The organism is Acinetobacter sp. YK3, from assembly GCF_001729365.1.
Lineage (GTDB): Bacteria > Pseudomonadota > Gammaproteobacteria > Pseudomonadales > Moraxellaceae > Acinetobacter > Acinetobacter vivianii.
Genome location: NZ_LZPJ01000110.1, coordinates 1 through 17,293, shown reverse-complemented (window position 1 = coordinate 17,293; position 17,293 = coordinate 1). Strand labels below are relative to the sequence as shown.

Here is a 17,293-nt window from a genome sequence, read left to right as displayed (position 1 = left end):
TTTAATGGTCGCCCCCTATTAAGGGGGCTTTTTTTTCAACGGACTTTTAAGACATAAAAAATGCATATCTCGATTGAAATATGCATTGATTGAACAGCTGATTCCTTAGAATTTATAAGTCAATGCAAAACGGTTCTGTAAGAAATTCTTGTCATAACGTGGAGAGGTCTGGATACCCGCAAAATTACTGACACTAAAACCTTTTAAAGCCCCTGTAAAATTATAAATCCCAAACAGCATATATTCAGATTGGTTTCGGCTGGCAACATGCTCTGCTTCCTTTAAATCCATAAATGAATAACGCGCTCCAGCAATCACCTGATCAGACACTTTGCCTTCCAAAGACAACATGAAGGCATTACCCGCACCTAAATCCTGAGTACTGGTAAAAAATGGCTGAGCAAAAATTTCACCTGAAGAGGTTTTGGCAGCATACGGCGTTAAAAGTGCGCCATTCAAATACCCCTCCCGATCCGGTTTAATATAGTTATATGCAACTTTTAAAGTCGCCTTAGGTAATAGCTTAACTGCCGTCTGTGCACCAAAAATCTGACTATTTACCTCACCAGCTAAAGCTTTGCCTTGATCTTTACCTGAAATATATTGCAGTGAAAATTCAGGAGCATATTTAATCTTCGGCATTGCCAAATCAGCTTGTGTATAGATCAAACGGGTATAGCCATCATAACTTTGATACCACACCTGCGTTTTTAGACTTCGATCTTCGGCTAAGTTGAACCGCTTCCCGACACCCACTGACCAGACACCATCGGTTTCCAGATTCGAGTTTTGACGAGAGCTTTTTGTAAACTCATCTTCGCCATAACTTTTATATTTATTGACTTTGGTCAGACGCAAGAAGTCGTCATTGTTTCCAATCTGGACATCGGCTGCCTGATATAAAAACATCAAAACACGACGGTCTGCATAATCCCCCATAAACGGTAAATTGAGACGCTGATTACCAATGGTCACTCTGGCTAAATCATTCTTCCAACTTAAATAAGCTTCTGCCAGACCATCTCGATCCTCTTGCAGTTCAGGTACTTCGTCATTTTTATTTTTCTCATCTAAACGGCGTTGTATGTCATATCCAACACCTGCCTGTATGCCATAAAAAGGCGCTGTTTCATATTTAATATAGCCGCCGATGACAGCCGTATCCTGATTCAGATTATCCACAAAATAAGCATTATTGAGTGAGTAATAGGTCGATTTCACTGCGCCATGAACACTTCCACAGGCAAATGCCGCAACCAGTCCATCACTCGCCTGACAATCTTGTTGCAGATTCAACAGATGATTTAGACTGGTATCAGCCGCCCATGCCTGCATGGCTGAGGTCATAGCGAGCATGAGCATTGCCGATTTTAATTTAAAATTTCTCATAAAATTCCCCGTAAGATTTCATTTAAAAATCGCTTTAGGTCTTTAAAATCCTGTTTTTGGCTTTTTCAAGACAAAAACTCCCCTAGACCTATTCAGTGTTGAATAAGCAACTTTTAAATTTTTCGAATAAAAAGTGTGGTTAGGTTAAAAAATCAGTTCCAAATCAATCTCGATCAATGCCCTGAATTTAGAGGCACTGTTGCGACATCAACAGACTTTTTACTTAATGGTAAGTGGTTAAAAATGATGTTAAGCAAAATGGCGGTGATACAAGCCGAGCTAATGCCTGAATGCAATAAGGTTTTTACCCAAGTTGGGAATTGTGCATAGAACTCCTGATTGACAATAGGAATCATGCCAATTGCCAGTGAAGTCGCCACAATAATCAGATTTTTGTGATCGTTATAATCAACTTTGGCTAAGGTTCGTATACCACTTGCGGCAACTGTACCAAATAACACAATGCCAGCACCGCCCAAAACAGGCATGGGAATCGAGGCAACCAGACGCCCCACGATCGGCAATAATCCCAGAATAATTAAAATGCCACCCGCAGTCGCCACCACAAAACGGCTTTTCACCCCTGTAATGGCAACCAACCCGACATTTTGAGCAAAAGCCGTTTGCATAAATGAACCAAAGATCGGAGAAATTGCACTCGATAACATATCCGCGCGTAAACCATCACCAATACGTTTCGAATCCACTTTAGTTCCAACAATTTCACCAATCGCAATAATATCGGCAGTAGTTTCCGTCATGATCACTAAGGTCACAATTGTCATGGAAAGAATGGCAGAAAACTCGAATACAGGAGAACCGAAATGAAAGAAGCTAGGAAATGCAAAAATAGAACCTGCAGCAACCTTTGAAAAATCAGTAAATCCAGCAATATAAGCAAGCACAGTCCCTAGAATAATTGCTGCCAAAATTGCGAGCCGACGTAAAATCTGGCTACGCAACATACTAAAAATAATCACAATCGCCAGCGTCATCACCGCTAAACCAACATTGGCTGGATCACCCCAGTTTTCAGCTTTAGGATTACCTCCCATAATCCAGCGGATCGCAACAGGCATCAGTGAAATACCAATCATGGTAATCACACAACCCGTCACTACAGGTGGAAAGAAGCGAATAATTTTTGCGAAAAATGGCGTCAGTAGTAAACCAATTAAAGAGGCGACGATCACAGCACCAAAGGCAGATGCTAATCCTCCACCCGTACTCACAATAGCCAGAATGGTCGCAACGCCTGCAAAAGAAACACCCTGTACAATCGGTAATTTTGCCCCGAAATGTTTAAAACCTATGGTTTGTATAACCGTCGCCAGACCACCTACAAATAAGGCAGCAGCGACCAGTAATCCAATTTCTGAAGCTTCCAGACCTGCTGCGGCTCCAATAATCAATGGCGGTGCGATGATTCCACCATACATAGTCAACACATGCTGTAAACCATATAAGATGTTTTTATTCATGCCTAAATATTGATGTTCTGCCGAGATCAGTTCATCTCGTTCTGGATGGGTGTTGTCTTGATGCATGGTTAATTCCTCAAATTAAATTCATAAGGTCCACATTGCTTGCGTTGATTTAGCTACCACGATAAGTTGAATATGAAAAAGGACTGATCAATAAAGGCACGTGATAATGCTGTTGCGTATCCACGACCTTAAAATCGATACAGACGCTTGGATAAAAACTGTCTGTGTTCAAAGCCTGAAAATAATCCCCCACTTCAAAAATCAATTGATAATTGGCTTGGATGAATGAGTCGATTTTGAATGCAGGAATACGACCATCTGCATCCGTGAACTGTTCATCCAGCAAAATATATTGATGATTGATTTCCTGACGTAATTTCACCAATACCTGACGAGCTGGCTGACCAAGTGATGCATTTAAAATATGTGTGCTAATACCCGCCATTATTGAATCTCCTGTTTTAAACGAATCAAGGCAATTTCAGCCAACTGTTGTTTTACTTCGGCTTGCTCTTGTTCAACCGTATTGAGCAATCGACGTTGTAGTTCAGACAAGATCTGTTGCCCCGAACGACCCGCAGCGCGAATCAGGAAAATATGTCCAAATTTGTGCTCATAGTCTAAATTGCCCTGATATAGCGCCAGTTGTACGACAGCGTCCGTTTCAACTTGGGCTTGTTCGCGTTGAGAAAATTGCTGTTCTTTTTCAGACAATACCGATGCTGCTTTTTTCTCACCAATGCGCGGATGTTGTGCCAAAGCTTCTGCAATATCAGACCATGACCATGTCTGGGCTTGCGCATCAGCAATTTGATAAAGCTGGTCTATAGACAGATAAGGACGTTGTTGTACCAGTTCAGAACCCCAAGTCGGGATATGTACACACGCTTGTAACACACGCCCTGCTTCCACTGAGTCCAGTTGATTGAATGTTTCTAGCTGCATCGCTGCTCCAATTTAACGCATTGTCTGACTGGTCAGACCAGATGTATTAAATTAAGCAATGACTATGCCAATTATTATGCGTGAAGCTTTCAATAGCATTTATTAAAAATGAGCTGGATATCCAAATAAAAAAACGGCAATCACTGAGGATTGCCGTTTTATGTTTTTAATGGTAAATAAAGATTTAGTTCAAGCTATACGCAATCACATAATCTCCATGATCAGGCGATTGACGCGCGCCACCCGCAGTAATCAATACATATTGCTTACCTGATTTCGGTGACACATAACTGATTGGTGTACCTTGGCTGCCCACTGGTAAGCGTGATTTCCAAAGCTCTTTGCCCGAAGATGAATCTAGTGCACGCAAGTAATAATCTTGAGTTGCAGCAAAGAACACCAAACCACCTTGAGTTGCCATTGGACCACCAATGGTTGGCATACCAATCGGAACAGGCAAGCCCATTTTGATTCCCATCGGGCCAGTATCCTGTACAGTTCCCATTGGTACTTGCCATGCAACCTGACGGGTTTTCATATCCACTGCGGTCATGGTGCCATACGGTGGTTTTTGGCAAGGGATCATCAATTTCGACCAGAAACGATCTTTATTGACTTTGTACGGTGTTCCTTTCATCGGTACCGCGCCCATACCCGTATTGACTTTTTCTCCTCCATTGGCTTGAACAGCCAGATCTTCAGGTGTTTGTTCAATCAACTGAATCCATAGGCCTAAGCGCATGTCATTGACGAACATATATTGATGGCTTGGATCAAAGGCAATACTGCCCCAGTTCATGCCGCCTAGAGAACCTGGGAAACTTAATGATTTATCCGTACCCGGTGCGGTAAACAAGCCTTCATAACGCATTGATTTGAAGTTGATACGACACATCAATTGATCAAATGGTGTGGTCCCCCACATATCAGATTCAGTTAAGGTCTGGTTACCAATCTGTGGCATTTCTACCGAACGTGGTTGTGTCGGGCTGTATTGTTCTCCCGGAATATCCGCAGGCTTCACCGCTTGCTCAACCACTTTGGTTAATGGCTGACCTGTTACGCGATCCAATACAAAGAACTGGCCTGATTTAGTACCAATTACCACAGCAGGCTTATTTCTACCATCCTTCATTGGGAAATCCACCAAGCTTGGCTGCATTGGCAAATCAAAATCCCAGAGGTCATTATGCACCGTTTGATAAACCCACTTTTCCTTACCTGTAGTTGCATCTAAAGCAAGAACGGATGAGTTGTATTTGTGATCCAGTGGTTGACGATTACCGCCCCAGACATCGACAGATGAGCTACCCATTGGCAAGAATACCGTGTTCATCTGTGGATCATAAGACATCGCTGCCCATGAGTTTGCTGAACTACGTTTATAGGTTTCTCCATCCTTCAACACATAGTTTGGATCAGGATTGCGAGGATCAAAAGCCCAACGTAATTCACCTGTAATGACATCGTATGCACGAATAACACCACCTGGCATATCGGCAGCAAAGTTATCGGCAATACGGCTACCCACCACAATCACCGTACCGGCAATGGTTGGTGCTGAAGTGACTTCAAAACGTGGTGCAGTGGTTCCCTCACCCAAGCCTTTGAGCAAGTCAACGGTGCCTTCTACACCAAAGTCTTTACAACGTTCGCCCGTATCTGCATTGACTGCGATTAAGCGACCATCTGGTGTATTGGTATAAACACGACGTAGGCATGAGGTATTGTTTGCCACTGCTTTTACAGGGGTCGCTCCCGCTAGAGTCGGCTGAACCAATGCTTGCGTTGAGTCAAAATAAGCAACACCACGGCAACGCTCCCATGCATCCGATTTGGAATTGACTTCCGCTTTCCAGAGTTGTTTACCTGAATCAACTTCCAACGCGAAAATGTTGTTATGTGGCGTACACAGAAAAATCTTATTGCCCACTTGTAGCGGCGTCATCTGATCTTCTGCACCATTTCCCGAACCTGTGGTGAAATCACCCGTACGGAAACGCCAGACTTCTTTCAACTGATGCACATTATCACGTGTGATCTGATCCAATGCAGCAAAACGGCTACCCCCTGAATCCTGACCATAATGCGCCCAGTTGGTCTGCTTCATATCCGTTTTTACAGGAATCAGTGGTAATGCCTCACCAGAAGCCGTCACGGTTGGATGTGGCTGGAACATCTGATAAAGGCCAATGACCATGCCAATAACCGTCAATATTCCAAGACCATAAGCAGGTAAATCTGCACTTGGTTGAAATTGATAACGACGAATGGAAGGTAAAGTAAACATCAGGGCCGCAAATAAGCCTGCGGGAAACATCAGTCGAGAAAATAAAGGCCAGAACTCCAAGCCAGCATCAAACAACGACCAGACTATTGTTCCCGCGAATACCAATGTAAATAACCAGACACCCAGCGCTTTTTTCTTAAAAATAAAAAGTGCCGCGATCAGCGTTAATACACCTGAAATCACGAAATACCATGATCCGCCTAAGGTCGCCAGCTTTACGCCACCGACTGTAAAGAACAGCCCTGTCAGCAATAAAACCAGACCTAAAATAAAACACCATATTTTCAATATGGTATGCGAGCTTGAAGATTCAGACATCTGTCATACTCCTGTATTAGAAATTCACACGCATGCTCAAACCTGCAACCCATGCATCATCAACTTCTTTAACACCAGCAGGTTGATGAATATATTGCAGGTTCGGTCTTAACATGACCGCAGGTGACCACTGATAGGTGTAATTCAGCTCAACATTGAGCTCATCACGCTGAACGGGTACATAATCTGCAGCAAGCGCATCGTATTGGTCATAACCACGACTCTGGTTAATTTCAATTTGACGATCTTTATAACGATCATTTACGAGGTAATTGGCAATACCAAAACCAATTGAATCATTTGGACGACCATCAAAAGGCCCTTTGTACCAGAGTGCCAGTTGCTGGGTACTGTTGACTGCTGTAGTGGCTTTATCATTCACCACGGCATTGAAACTGACGTACAAACCACGTTTTGGATCGTCGCCTTTTTGGCTGAGTTGTTGTTGTGCATTGAGCCAGAAACTATGTTTACCATCATGTACCTTGCCCACGGTCGCAATATCATTTGCTTCAGCAGTTGAATAGAGTGCCCCGACTTTATATTCACCAGACAAGCCATTAAAGGCAGCAAGTTTTGGTCGCCATGCCAGTTCTACAGGAATGGTCGCCCCTTTGACGTGGTCCATATCCAGATTAAAACCATCACTATTCCCATCAGTTTTAACATTGTCTGGATTGACCTCATAGACACCTACGCCCAGTGTCCATTCAGGTGCGAATTGATATTTAACATTGGCGCCCCATAATCCAACAGGTAAGTTGTACCAGATTGAACCAATCGACTTTCCAAGCTGACCGCCACACAGTAACAAGTTCTGAAATTCGCATTGCGAGCCATTAAAATCTTCTGACATGCCCATACGGCCAATCTTGAACTGCACCGTATTATCAACAAAACCCTTTTTCACCCATGCCTGACTCAAACGCCAGATTTTGCCGCGACCGTAGATTTCCTGTGAATTGCCTAGCGCACTAGAACGAGGATCTTTAATCCGATCTAGCGTTAGCGCATTACCATCACGTTTGGTGATTAAAAGACTGGCACTGGTATCTTTCCAGCCTGCAATTTTCTCTAAATCAAAATTGGCGCCTAAAGACAATTGCGCTGCATTTTTAAAAGTATTGTTATCGTCATAACCACCTTCCAGGTTAGTGGCACTTTGACTCATGATCGAGGCGGTAAATTTATAGCCTTCTTTTTCCAGTTGCTGACGCTGGCCATTCCAGTCACCCAGTAGCCATTGGCGATCCTGTGACCACGGCTGATCCGCAAAACTAGCTTGAGCAGCACATACCGCAACTGCCAGACAGCTCATTTTGAGTAATAATGCATTCGATTTCATATTCAGCCTCCTTGCCGTTTATTTCAGTTTCACAGCTGAACTGAGTTCAGATGTCGCACCTACACGGTCAGTGATATTTGCTGTCACTGAAGCAACTTGCGCTGTTGGTTTCCAAGTCAGCGTTGCAGTTCCTTGTGCATTGGTTGCAGCAACCGCTGAACCTAAATAAAACTCTGCTTCATTTGAATTTGCCGATGAGTTTCCAAAAAACTCGACCTGATAACGCTGATTCGGCTGCCCTTTTACTTCAACTGCAATTTGTCCTTTAGACAAGGTTAATTTTGGTGCCTGAATATTCTGGTTCGGTTGTGCATTACAGCCTTGCTCATTGGCCTGTTTACAGGTCTTCTGCAAGTTGGCAGGATCAATCTTGACGCCATGACCGCGCGAACCCACATAATGCGCATGCTCCAGTCCAGGAACATCAAAAACAATCGCGCCTACACGTTGATTCGGTACGCAGCTTCCGCCTGCTTCACAACGTTTAATCTCTTTAGCATTATTCCAGATTTGATTTTTAGTCAATGTAATATGTGCATCCGCGTCTTTCTCGGAACGAATCGCGATGCCGACCCGATTGCCATGTACTTTATTACTATCAAAGATATTGCCATCACCGGTCAGGTTAAAGCCGTTGGAATTATTGGTTAGCTCGTTATAAGCAATATAGTTACGCTTACCCCAGTTGATTTGTAAGCCATCTGAGTAATTTTCAAATTTATTGCCGATCACCGCATTGTCATTGCCCCACAGGATCTCAATGCCCTGTGAAGGTTCAGGATTTGCTGCTGTTGAAATAAAATGATTGTTAGCCACCAGATTAAATGCGGCGCCACGAGTTAACTCAAGACCATCACCATTGTCCTGAAAATAGTTATTCAGCACTTTGTTGTTATTGGTTGTGGTCGCTGTTGGATTACCTTTGCCATCATCACCCGTCAGCATCACACCTGCGCCGCCGTAGTTATGCATGATACGGTTATTTTGAATCAGGTTATTACTGGCACGGTTCATCAGAATACCGATACAGAAATGGCGGATTTCCAGCCCTTGAATGGTTACACCATTGATATCGCGCAATACAATACCAGGCAAAGTTGTGGTACGGACATTAGTCCCGAACTGCCCTTCAACCGCACCAGGACAGGCTTCAACACCAGTTCCTTTAATATAATTCGATCCATCGACTGCAATAAACTCACCTGTTTTTGCCCATTGCGTCCCAATGATTTTTACAGGCGCTTTGATCTCAGGTAATGGACTGTTGACCTTAATGGCATAAGGCGCTTTGCCTACTGCCTGAATCAGAATCTCGCTGGCTTCAGTCGGCTTGCTATTGGCTTGTTCAATTGCCCAACGCAAAGAACCTTTATCTTTATCATCCTGATAACGATCAACAACATAAGTTTCTGCTGCTGCCATTCCCGAAACCGCCATCGCCACAGCTAAAGTGCTTAAACGTAAGTAAATTGCTTTCATGTCTAAAAATCCTTTTTAAATTATTGTGTAGGTTGAACCGTTTTTAAAAACTGTTTCAGTTGCGTTACGTCAATCTGACCCGGCGCCGAAGCTTCACCAATCATGCCAAAACTGAAGCTGCCGCCCATATTGGCCGTCGCAATGCGGGAAATCGTCCCAAGTTTACCCATCGACATGGTGAGTAATGGCTTTTTAGATTGCTGACTGACTTTCAATGTCGCATTCATGAGGGTAAATACATCCTGTTTGCTTTGTGGCATGACTGCGATTTTAAGAATATCTGCCCCTAACTCATCTTGCTTAAGCAAGCGTTTAATGATTTCAGCCTCAGCGGGTGTTTTTTTAAAATCATGATTCGACATTACAATCAGCACTTTTTTCGCATGTGCTAATTTGACCGTATTCTTCACAATTTGCTGATCGCGGAACATTTCCACATCCAGCATATCCATAAATGGCTGCTGTAAATAAGCCTGATAGGTCTTGCCATAATCTGCATCACTAATGGTCAGTTGCCCGCCTTCATTATGAGTACGAATGGTAGCAATCATCGGCTTAGTACCGAGAATCTGTTTTAACTCATGTCCCAAGGCAATCACTTGCTTGCTATCACTGGCAAAGCTCAGTAAATCAATCCGAAATTCAGCTAGATCCGCATCAGCATTGGCGGCAATCACTTTTGCCTGTGCAATCGCCTGCTCTTTGGTTTTGGCTGTAATTGGTACAATAGTTTTCACAGGCAGTTTTGCCAGTTCAGATAATTCAACCTGTTTGTGTAGATTGTCCTGTGCTTGTACGCTTTGAACCATCAATAGAGGGCTAACAAGCAGCATTAACGCTGTCAATATTTTCATATCCATGAATATTTTTCCTTTTTTAATATGTTCCTTATTTAGATTAAGGAAAGTTAAGAATATGTCGTGTTGATCGCTTCAATATCATTTCGAGATAAATACTTGTCTGATACTCGGAAACGTCATCCGCAACTGTCTGAGTCAGGACCACATCAATAAAATGCCATTTCTGCGATAGTTTTGAGACTTGCTGGTCTTGAACGAGTTTTGCGGATGACAATGGTTTTGCCTACTTTTCCCGAAAGAAAAGTAGGTCGAGCCGACGGCTTATCCTAAAATAAGATGAGAACTTAATAAGACTCCGTTGTGAGCCTTAACCTTTAAATATCAAAGAACACGGTTTCATCATCACCTTGAATACGAATATCAAAGCGATAAACCACCTCACCATCCACTTCACTGCGTTTGGCGATTAAAGTCTGACGACGTACTGCCCATTCAATGCTGTTTAGCACTGGATCATTGGCATTGGCATCCACTTCATCTTCAAAATAAACACGGGTGTGTAAACCAATATTGATGCCGCGCGCAAACACAGCTACTGCGATATGCGGCGCCTGAATTGAACCTTTACGCCCAGCAACAGCGCCCGGTTTTACCGTATTAAAGCTCCAGAAACCTGTTTCAAAATTGGCACCTGTACGCCCCCATCCAAGAAAATGTGGATCGGCAGTTTTACCTTGAGTATCCGCCTGACTTGGATAAACACCATTTGCATCCGCCTGCCAGATTTCCAGTAATACATCTCTTAATGGCAAACCAAGACCATCAAACACCTGACCTTCGAGACGAATACGTTGTCCTTGAGTTTGCTCGTTGACTAACTGGTTATCAAAGTTATGCTCAAATACTTCAATATTGGCTTGTTGCGGTAATAAACCGATATGAACATAAGGACCACCTGTTTGTGATGGGGTTTCCTTTAATTCCTGAAAATTCCATGCATTCATCGTATGTCTCCCTTAAGTCAAATCATTTTCAAAATAAGTCGCACGACGACCACGAAGATGAATATCAAAGCGGTAACAACGACTATCTGCTTCGATAAAGTTGTTTTTATCTTCCAGTGCGATCAAGGCACGACGCTGATCTTCCGACGGAATAGTTTTCAAAATCGGGCAAGTATCAATCAAGGTATCGCCTTCAAAATAGAACTGCGAAATCAGACGCTGTGCCCAACCATCTGCAAGTAGGGAGAAATGAATATGCGCTGGACGCCATTCATTAATACGGTTACGCCACGGATATGGGCCCGGTTTGATGGTACGGAAAATATAAAAACCATTTTCATCGGTTAAAGTACGACCACAGCCACCAAAGTTAGGATCCATCGCACCAATGAATTTGTCATTCGGATGACGATAACGACCTGATGCATTAGCTTGCCATACTTCAAGCAAGGCATTTTTTACAGGGCGGCCAAACTGATCACGTACATAACCATGCACAATGATACGTTCACCAACAGGTAGACCTTCTTTGGCATAGTTCAAGATCAGATCATTATCTTTAGGGCCAAAGATATTCGGTGAAAAATGCGGTGAAGTGACTTCAGTCAACGTCTCATTAATAGAAATCAATGCATTCTTTGGCGAGCGTAATACACTGGTCTTATAACCAGGTGTATATGCTGGCGGATGATCATCAGTATTACGTTGTGGGTATGCACCTAATGTATGCTTTAACATGCCTGTCTCCTTAATCCTGTGGTTGTGCCGCAACTGGTTGCACATCGATGCCAAGTTCTTTAAAGACTTCTTCTGCCATATGCATCGCCGCATTTGCTGCTGGCAAACCTGCATATAAAGAACTATGTAAAATCAGTTCTTTCAGTTCATCCTTAGTGACACCGTTGTTGAAGCAGGCACGTAAATGCATTCTAAGTTCGTCTTCACGGCCCAATGCCAATAAGATGGCAATCGTGACCAGACTACGGGTATGACGTGGCAAGCCTTCACGCGACCACACTTCACCCCATGCAAAACGACTAATAAAATTCTGGAAATCCTGATTGAAATCATTAAGGTTCGCTAAAGAGCGGCCGACATGTTTTTCACCCAGTACTTCGGTACGGACTTTTAGTCCTTGCTGATAACGTTGTTCATCATTCATGAACGTTGCTCCTCATCTTGAAAATATGAGCCTTAGGTTGCATCGGTATGAGCAACTAGAGATTTAACAAAAATTGCGATGGCTGCTGCCGTAGCAGGAATCATCAACAAGCTGAGAATGGCGGTAAATGACCAGTCATTACCCAATAGCACTGCGCCAATCCATGCACCAAATACGGCACCAAAACGGCCAATACCTGTCATCCATGCCACACCTGTTGCACGACATTGCGTTGGATAGAAACGAGCGCTTAATGCCGGCATTGAAGATTGCGCTCCGTTAATCGCAACGCCTGCACATAACACAAGGATCGCCAATAACGTTGGATTGCTGAGGCTTTGCCCAACCGCAATTGCAAACAGACCAGCGAGAAAATAGAAACCTGAAATAATGCGGTTTGGATTGAAACGATCCATTGCCCAGCCAATGAATAAGGCACTGAGCACCCCGCCAAACTGGAACAAGCCGCCGATGAACGCCGCGCGTTCCATGGTTGCACCAGTCTCACGCATCAAGGTTGGTAACCAGCTGGTGAGCAGGTAAACCACCACTAAACCCATGAAATAAGTGGTCCACAATAAAACCGTACCTTTGGCATATTGTTTAGAGAACAGCATGCCAAACACATTTTTCTTTTCTGCCACAGCAGATTTTTCTTCCGGGATATGGAAGCTCTCAGCAGCCTGTGCTTTTTCAGGCGAAATATGGGTTAAGATGGTGCGAATTTTTGCTGAATCTCGACCTTTGACAATCAGAAAACGATAAGACTCAGGCAAGAACAAAATCACCAGAACCATTAGAATCAAAGGCGTCCAGCCACCCAATAAAAATAAGCTGTGCCATCCAAATGCTGGAATCAACCAGCTACTGATAAAACCACCTGTCGCCATACCGAGGTTATAACCACAGAACATACAGGTCACCATCAATGAACGTACCCGTGTCGGGCAATATTCAGAGAATAAAGTCGCTGCATTCGGCATCGCCGCACCAAGACCGATCCCCGTTAAAAAACGTAATACGACCAATTGATTCAGGTTGTCAGCATAAGCAGATGCCAAGGTAAAACCACCAAAAATCAACATTGCAACGGTTAAAACAATCTTGCGCCCGAAACGGTCAGCTGTTGGACCCGAAACCAGCGCACCAATGATCATGCCACCCAATGCCGCACTCATTACTGGCCCAAGCTGGGAACGGTCAATGCCCCAGTCCTGAGTCAATGCAGGTGCAATAAATCCCATTGCAGCGGTATCAATACCGTCAACAAATACAATGAGAAAACAAACAATTGCGATCATCCACTGATATTTACTAATTGGCGCATTATCAATTAATGCTTGTGCATCTACGCTATTTTTCGATGCAGCAAATTCCTGTGCCATAACTGCCTCCTTGTAGGCGAATTCCTTTCTAACCCTTGCGGTTATATGTTTTGAATAAACTTGGACAATGCCTGTTTGAACACTTGTGGCTGTTCAATATTGGACAAATGAGAAGCTGCCAAGATTTCAAGCTGACTGTTTGCAATGTGTTGATGCATAAACTCTGCATCCTGCACCGTTGTAATCGGGTCGTATTGCCCTGCGATAATTAAAGTTGGAAGCTGAATCTGACCGAGTTGCTCCCGAACATCGGCATCGGCTAAGGCACGGCATGCATTGGCATAGCCTTGTGCAGGTGTCACAGCCAGACTCTGAATGGTTTTTTGCGCCAGCACATCGTGCGCATAATCAAAATGTTCGCTAAACCAACGGGTATGCGTGGTTTTCACAAGTTCAGCTAAACCGTTTTGCTCTACGCTATCCGCACGGGTATTCCATGCCTCAGCGTTTCCGATTTTTGCTGCCGAGTTTGCAACAGTAATGCTGTGAAAACGTTCAGCGTGATCAATTGCCAAAGCCAAAGCAGTGATTCCGCCCATCGAAATGCCACAAAAATGTACTTTTTCAACGGCTAAAGCATCAAGAATATCCACGACATCTTCAGCCAGATTTTGCAAGGTCGTATCAGCAATCACAGTGCTGGTACCATGTCCGCGTGTGTCATAGGTAATGACCTGATAGTGCTCAGCCAAAGCTGTCACTTGCGCCTGCCACATACCATGATCGGTTCCCAAAGAGTTAGAGAACATGATCACAGGTGCATCTTTGCGCCCTTGAACCTGAACAGCCAGCGGATGTCCCTGACGATTATTGATATGAGTGACCATGTGCTTACTCTCCTTGTGCTGCATGTAGTACTGCATCGATTTGTGCCTGAATATTGCCTAGGTAAGATGCAGGATTGAACAGATCATCTAATGCCTGATCATTGAAATGGACATTCACTTGCTCCATGTTGGATAACACGGTTTTTAAATGCTGGTGCTGGGCAACCGCTTGCTGGCAAGCCTGCTCAACCAGATGGTGTGCATTCAACCGTCCAAGTTTTGGTGCAAGCGCCATCATCACAGCCTCCGCCATGATGAGGCCATGTGTACATTCAAGATTACGTTGCATCGCGTCTACGTTGACCTGCATGTGCTCAAGCACTTCACTGCTTCGTTCTAAAGCACCTGCACATAGCTGGAAAATTTCTGGAATCGCAAGCCATTCCGCATGCCATGCTCCTAAAGCACGTTCATGCTCTTGCACCATGCTTTGATAAACACTTGCCATTAAGGCTGGCACACGATTGGCTGCAGCAAGAATTGAAGCTGCTGCCACAGGATTACGCTTATGTGGCATGGTCGATGATCCACCACGCCCTTTTGCTGCTGGTTCAAAAACTTCTGCGATTTCGGTTTGCATCAGCAGTGACCAGTCTTTCGCGATCTTGCCAACATTTCCAACAATCAAAGCAAGCGTACTGGCAATCTCAACCATTCGGTCACGCTCACCATGCCATGTGCATGCTGGAACTGTTAAATTGAGTTGCGCGGCAAAAGCCTGAACCACAGCCGAACCTTGGTCTTGTAAAGATGCCAATGAGCCTGCTGCGCCACCGAGTTGTGCAGTCAATACGCGTTCTTTCATTGCATGCAGACGATCAAGATCACGCTTAAAAGCATCTGCCCAACGGGCAAATTTATGACCTAACGTAATGGGTAAAGCTTGCTGTAGCCAAGTACGCCCAATCATGACCTGATCACGATATTGCTGTGCTTGCTTTAAGCTCAGCTGATATGCCTGTTGCACTTGCTGTTCGATTAACGCCAATGCATCACGACACTGCAAAATCGTTGCTGTATCAATAATATCCTGACTAGTCGCACCCCAATGCACATAGCGGGATGCATCTTCATCCTGCTGTTTCACCAAGGCGGTAAATTGCTTTACAAATGGAATTGCAATATTGCCAGCCAAGCCCGTTGCTGTAGCCAAAGCATCCATATCGATTTGCGCTACAACATTTTGACCAACCTGTTCAATGATGATTGCCGCTGAAGCAGGAATGACGTTGACCTGTGCCTGAGCTTTAGCTAAAGCAACTTCGGCCTGCACCATATATCCCAATAAAGCATGATCACTAAAAATTGCAGTGACATCAGGCTGATAAAATAAGCTGGCGTATAACTGGCTCATAGCAGACCTCACTCAACACGTTGAATAATCAATGCAATGCCTTGACCGACACCGATACACATCGAACACAAGGCATATTCACCCTTGATTTGTTCAAGCTGGTTTAAAGCTGTGGTCACCAGACGCGCACCTGAAGCACCCAATGGATGACCTAGGGCAATTGCACCACCATTTGGATTGATGCGGGCATCATCATCTGCCAAACCTAAATCACGGGTGACCGCCAAAGCTTGTGCGGCAAAAGCTTCGTTTAACTCAATCACATCCATCTGCGCTAAAGAGAGATTGGCTTGTTTAAGTAGTTTCTTGATCGCAGGTGCAGGTGCAAAACCCATAATGCGAGGTTCAACACCCACTGTGGTGGCTGCAATAATTTTGGCACGTGGTTTGAGTTGATATTTTTCCACCGCTTCATCAGAAGCAATCAACACCGCAGCAGCACCATCATTAATTCCAGAAGCATTACCTGCTGTCACCGTGCCTTCTGCTTTGACCACACCTTTAAGTTTGGTTAAAGCTTCTAAAGTGGTTGATGCACGTGGATGCTCATCATGATCCACCACAAGAGCATCGCCCTTACGCTGTGGAATGGTCACAGGGATGATTTCACGAGCAAAGAAGCCTTTGGCTTGTGCGGTTGCAGTACGTTGCTGGCTATTGAGGGCAAACTGATCTTGATCGGCACGGTTAATGTTGAACTGTTCTGCCACGTTTTCTGCGGTTTGTGGCATGGTGTCTACGCCATACATTTCTTTGAGCTTTGGATTGATAAAACGCCATCCCATAGTCGTGTCTTCAATCTTTTGGCTACGTCCAAATGCACTGTCAGATTTTCCCATCACATAAGGCGCACGGCTCATACTTTCCACACCGCCCGCAATAATCAAGTCAGCTTCGTTGGCTTTAATGGCACGGGCAGCCATGGCAATGGCATCCAGTGATGAACCACATAAACGGTTCACTGTGGTTGCAGGCACTTGATAAGGTAAGCCTGCCAATAATGCTGACATACGTCCAACATTACGGTTATCTTCACCCGCCTGATTGGCACAACCATAGATCACATCATCCACTTGTTGCCAATCGACACTTGGGTTGCGTTGCATCAATGCCTGAAGTGGAATAGCTCCTAGGTCATCTGCACGTACAGGTGCAAGACCACCTGCATAACGACCAAATGGAGTACGGATGGCATCGATGATATAAGCGTTTTTCATATTCTTACATTTCCATTTCTAAATCTGTTGTGATCACTGCCACAAATTACGGGTTTAGTCATTCTTCCTTTGCGTAGGCAATGCCTCGTTTCGCGGCGGCGGCATGGATGCCGCTCGTTGGACTGTGGTATATGGATATACCATCAGTCCAACAAAGGATTTTTGTTACTTTTTATCCTTAAAAAGTAAGGCAATGCCTATACAAAAAGTCTCTGCTTTAACCCGTAATGATTGGCTGTGTAAACATTATCCTTGAGTCGCATCAATCAATTGAGCACCCGTCAACGCCTG

At 44.2% G+C, this 17,293-nt stretch carries 15 protein-coding genes; all 15 read right to left on the bottom strand.

Annotation, left to right across the window (positions count from 1 at the left end; all coding sequences use genetic code 11):
• Positions 1 to 105 precede the first annotated feature (105 nt).
• Positions 106 to 1,389, bottom strand: a complete 1,284-nt coding sequence (locus A9Z07_RS13210) for a hypothetical protein (RefSeq protein WP_069579241.1) — start codon at positions 1,387 to 1,389, stop codon at positions 106 to 108.
• A gap of 173 nt (positions 1,390 to 1,562) precedes the next feature.
• Positions 1,563 to 2,936, bottom strand: a complete 1,374-nt coding sequence (locus A9Z07_RS13205) for a nucleobase:cation symporter-2 family protein (RefSeq protein WP_047428279.1) — start codon at positions 2,934 to 2,936, stop codon at positions 1,563 to 1,565.
• Positions 2,937 to 2,985: 49 nt separating this feature from the next.
• Positions 2,986 to 3,321 carry a hydroxyisourate hydrolase gene (gene uraH / locus A9Z07_RS13200; protein ID WP_047428280.1) on the bottom strand — a complete coding sequence of 112 codons (336 nt, stop codon included), beginning with the start codon at positions 3,319 to 3,321 and terminating at the stop codon, positions 2,986 to 2,988.
• A complete protein-coding gene (uraD, locus tag A9Z07_RS13195; RefSeq protein WP_069579239.1) occupies positions 3,321 to 3,821 on the bottom strand; it encodes a 2-oxo-4-hydroxy-4-carboxy-5-ureidoimidazoline decarboxylase in 501 nt (166 codons plus the stop codon). The genes uraH and uraD overlap by 1 nt, the downstream gene beginning before the upstream one ends.
• Before the next feature lie 184 nt (positions 3,822 to 4,005).
• Positions 4,006 to 6,429: a glucose/quinate/shikimate family membrane-bound PQQ-dependent dehydrogenase gene (locus tag A9Z07_RS13190; RefSeq protein ID WP_069579237.1), complete on the bottom strand. Its 2,424-nt coding sequence runs from the start codon at positions 6,427 to 6,429 to the stop codon at positions 4,006 to 4,008.
• 16 nt (positions 6,430 to 6,445) lie between these two features.
• A complete protein-coding gene (locus A9Z07_RS13185; protein ID WP_069579236.1) occupies positions 6,446 to 7,774 on the bottom strand; it encodes a carbohydrate porin in 1,329 nt (442 codons plus the stop codon).
• A gap of 18 nt (positions 7,775 to 7,792) precedes the next feature.
• Positions 7,793 to 9,253 carry a right-handed parallel beta-helix repeat-containing protein gene (locus A9Z07_RS13180; protein WP_069579234.1) on the bottom strand — a complete coding sequence of 487 codons (1,461 nt, stop codon included), beginning with the start codon at positions 9,251 to 9,253 and terminating at the stop codon, positions 7,793 to 7,795.
• A gap of 20 nt (positions 9,254 to 9,273) precedes the next feature.
• Entirely contained in the window at positions 9,274 to 10,113 is an 840-nt protein-coding gene (gene aroD / locus A9Z07_RS13175) for a type I 3-dehydroquinate dehydratase (RefSeq protein ID WP_069579232.1), read from the bottom strand.
• A gap of 314 nt (positions 10,114 to 10,427) precedes the next feature.
• Positions 10,428 to 11,057 (bottom strand): protocatechuate 3,4-dioxygenase subunit alpha, encoded by a 630-nt coding sequence (pcaG, locus tag A9Z07_RS13170; RefSeq protein ID WP_005258202.1) that lies wholly within the window; start codon positions 11,055 to 11,057, stop codon positions 10,428 to 10,430.
• Positions 11,058 to 11,069: 12 nt separating this feature from the next.
• Positions 11,070 to 11,795 carry a protocatechuate 3,4-dioxygenase subunit beta gene (gene pcaH, locus A9Z07_RS13165; RefSeq protein ID WP_004772812.1) on the bottom strand — a complete coding sequence of 242 codons (726 nt, stop codon included), beginning with the start codon at positions 11,793 to 11,795 and terminating at the stop codon, positions 11,070 to 11,072.
• A 10-nt stretch (positions 11,796 to 11,805) separates the two neighbouring features.
• On the bottom strand, positions 11,806 to 12,219 hold the full coding sequence (gene pcaC / locus A9Z07_RS13160; RefSeq protein ID WP_004772813.1) for a 4-carboxymuconolactone decarboxylase: 414 nt from the start codon (positions 12,217 to 12,219) through the stop codon (positions 11,806 to 11,808).
• 32 nt (positions 12,220 to 12,251) lie between these two features.
• Positions 12,252 to 13,604: an MFS transporter gene (locus tag A9Z07_RS13155; protein WP_004772814.1), complete on the bottom strand. Its 1,353-nt coding sequence runs from the start codon at positions 13,602 to 13,604 to the stop codon at positions 12,252 to 12,254.
• A gap of 41 nt (positions 13,605 to 13,645) precedes the next feature.
• Positions 13,646 to 14,431, bottom strand: a complete 786-nt coding sequence (gene pcaD / locus A9Z07_RS13150) for a 3-oxoadipate enol-lactonase (RefSeq protein ID WP_069579229.1) — start codon at positions 14,429 to 14,431, stop codon at positions 13,646 to 13,648.
• A gap of 4 nt (positions 14,432 to 14,435) precedes the next feature.
• Positions 14,436 to 15,785, bottom strand: coding sequence for a 3-carboxy-cis,cis-muconate cycloisomerase (locus A9Z07_RS13145; protein WP_069579227.1), 1,350 nt, complete (start codon positions 15,783 to 15,785; stop codon positions 14,436 to 14,438).
• Between the two features lie 8 nt (positions 15,786 to 15,793).
• Positions 15,794 to 17,002, bottom strand: coding sequence for a 3-oxoadipyl-CoA thiolase (gene pcaF, locus A9Z07_RS13140; RefSeq protein ID WP_069579225.1), 1,209 nt, complete (start codon positions 17,000 to 17,002; stop codon positions 15,794 to 15,796).
• Between the last annotated feature and the right edge of the window lie 291 nt (positions 17,003 to 17,293).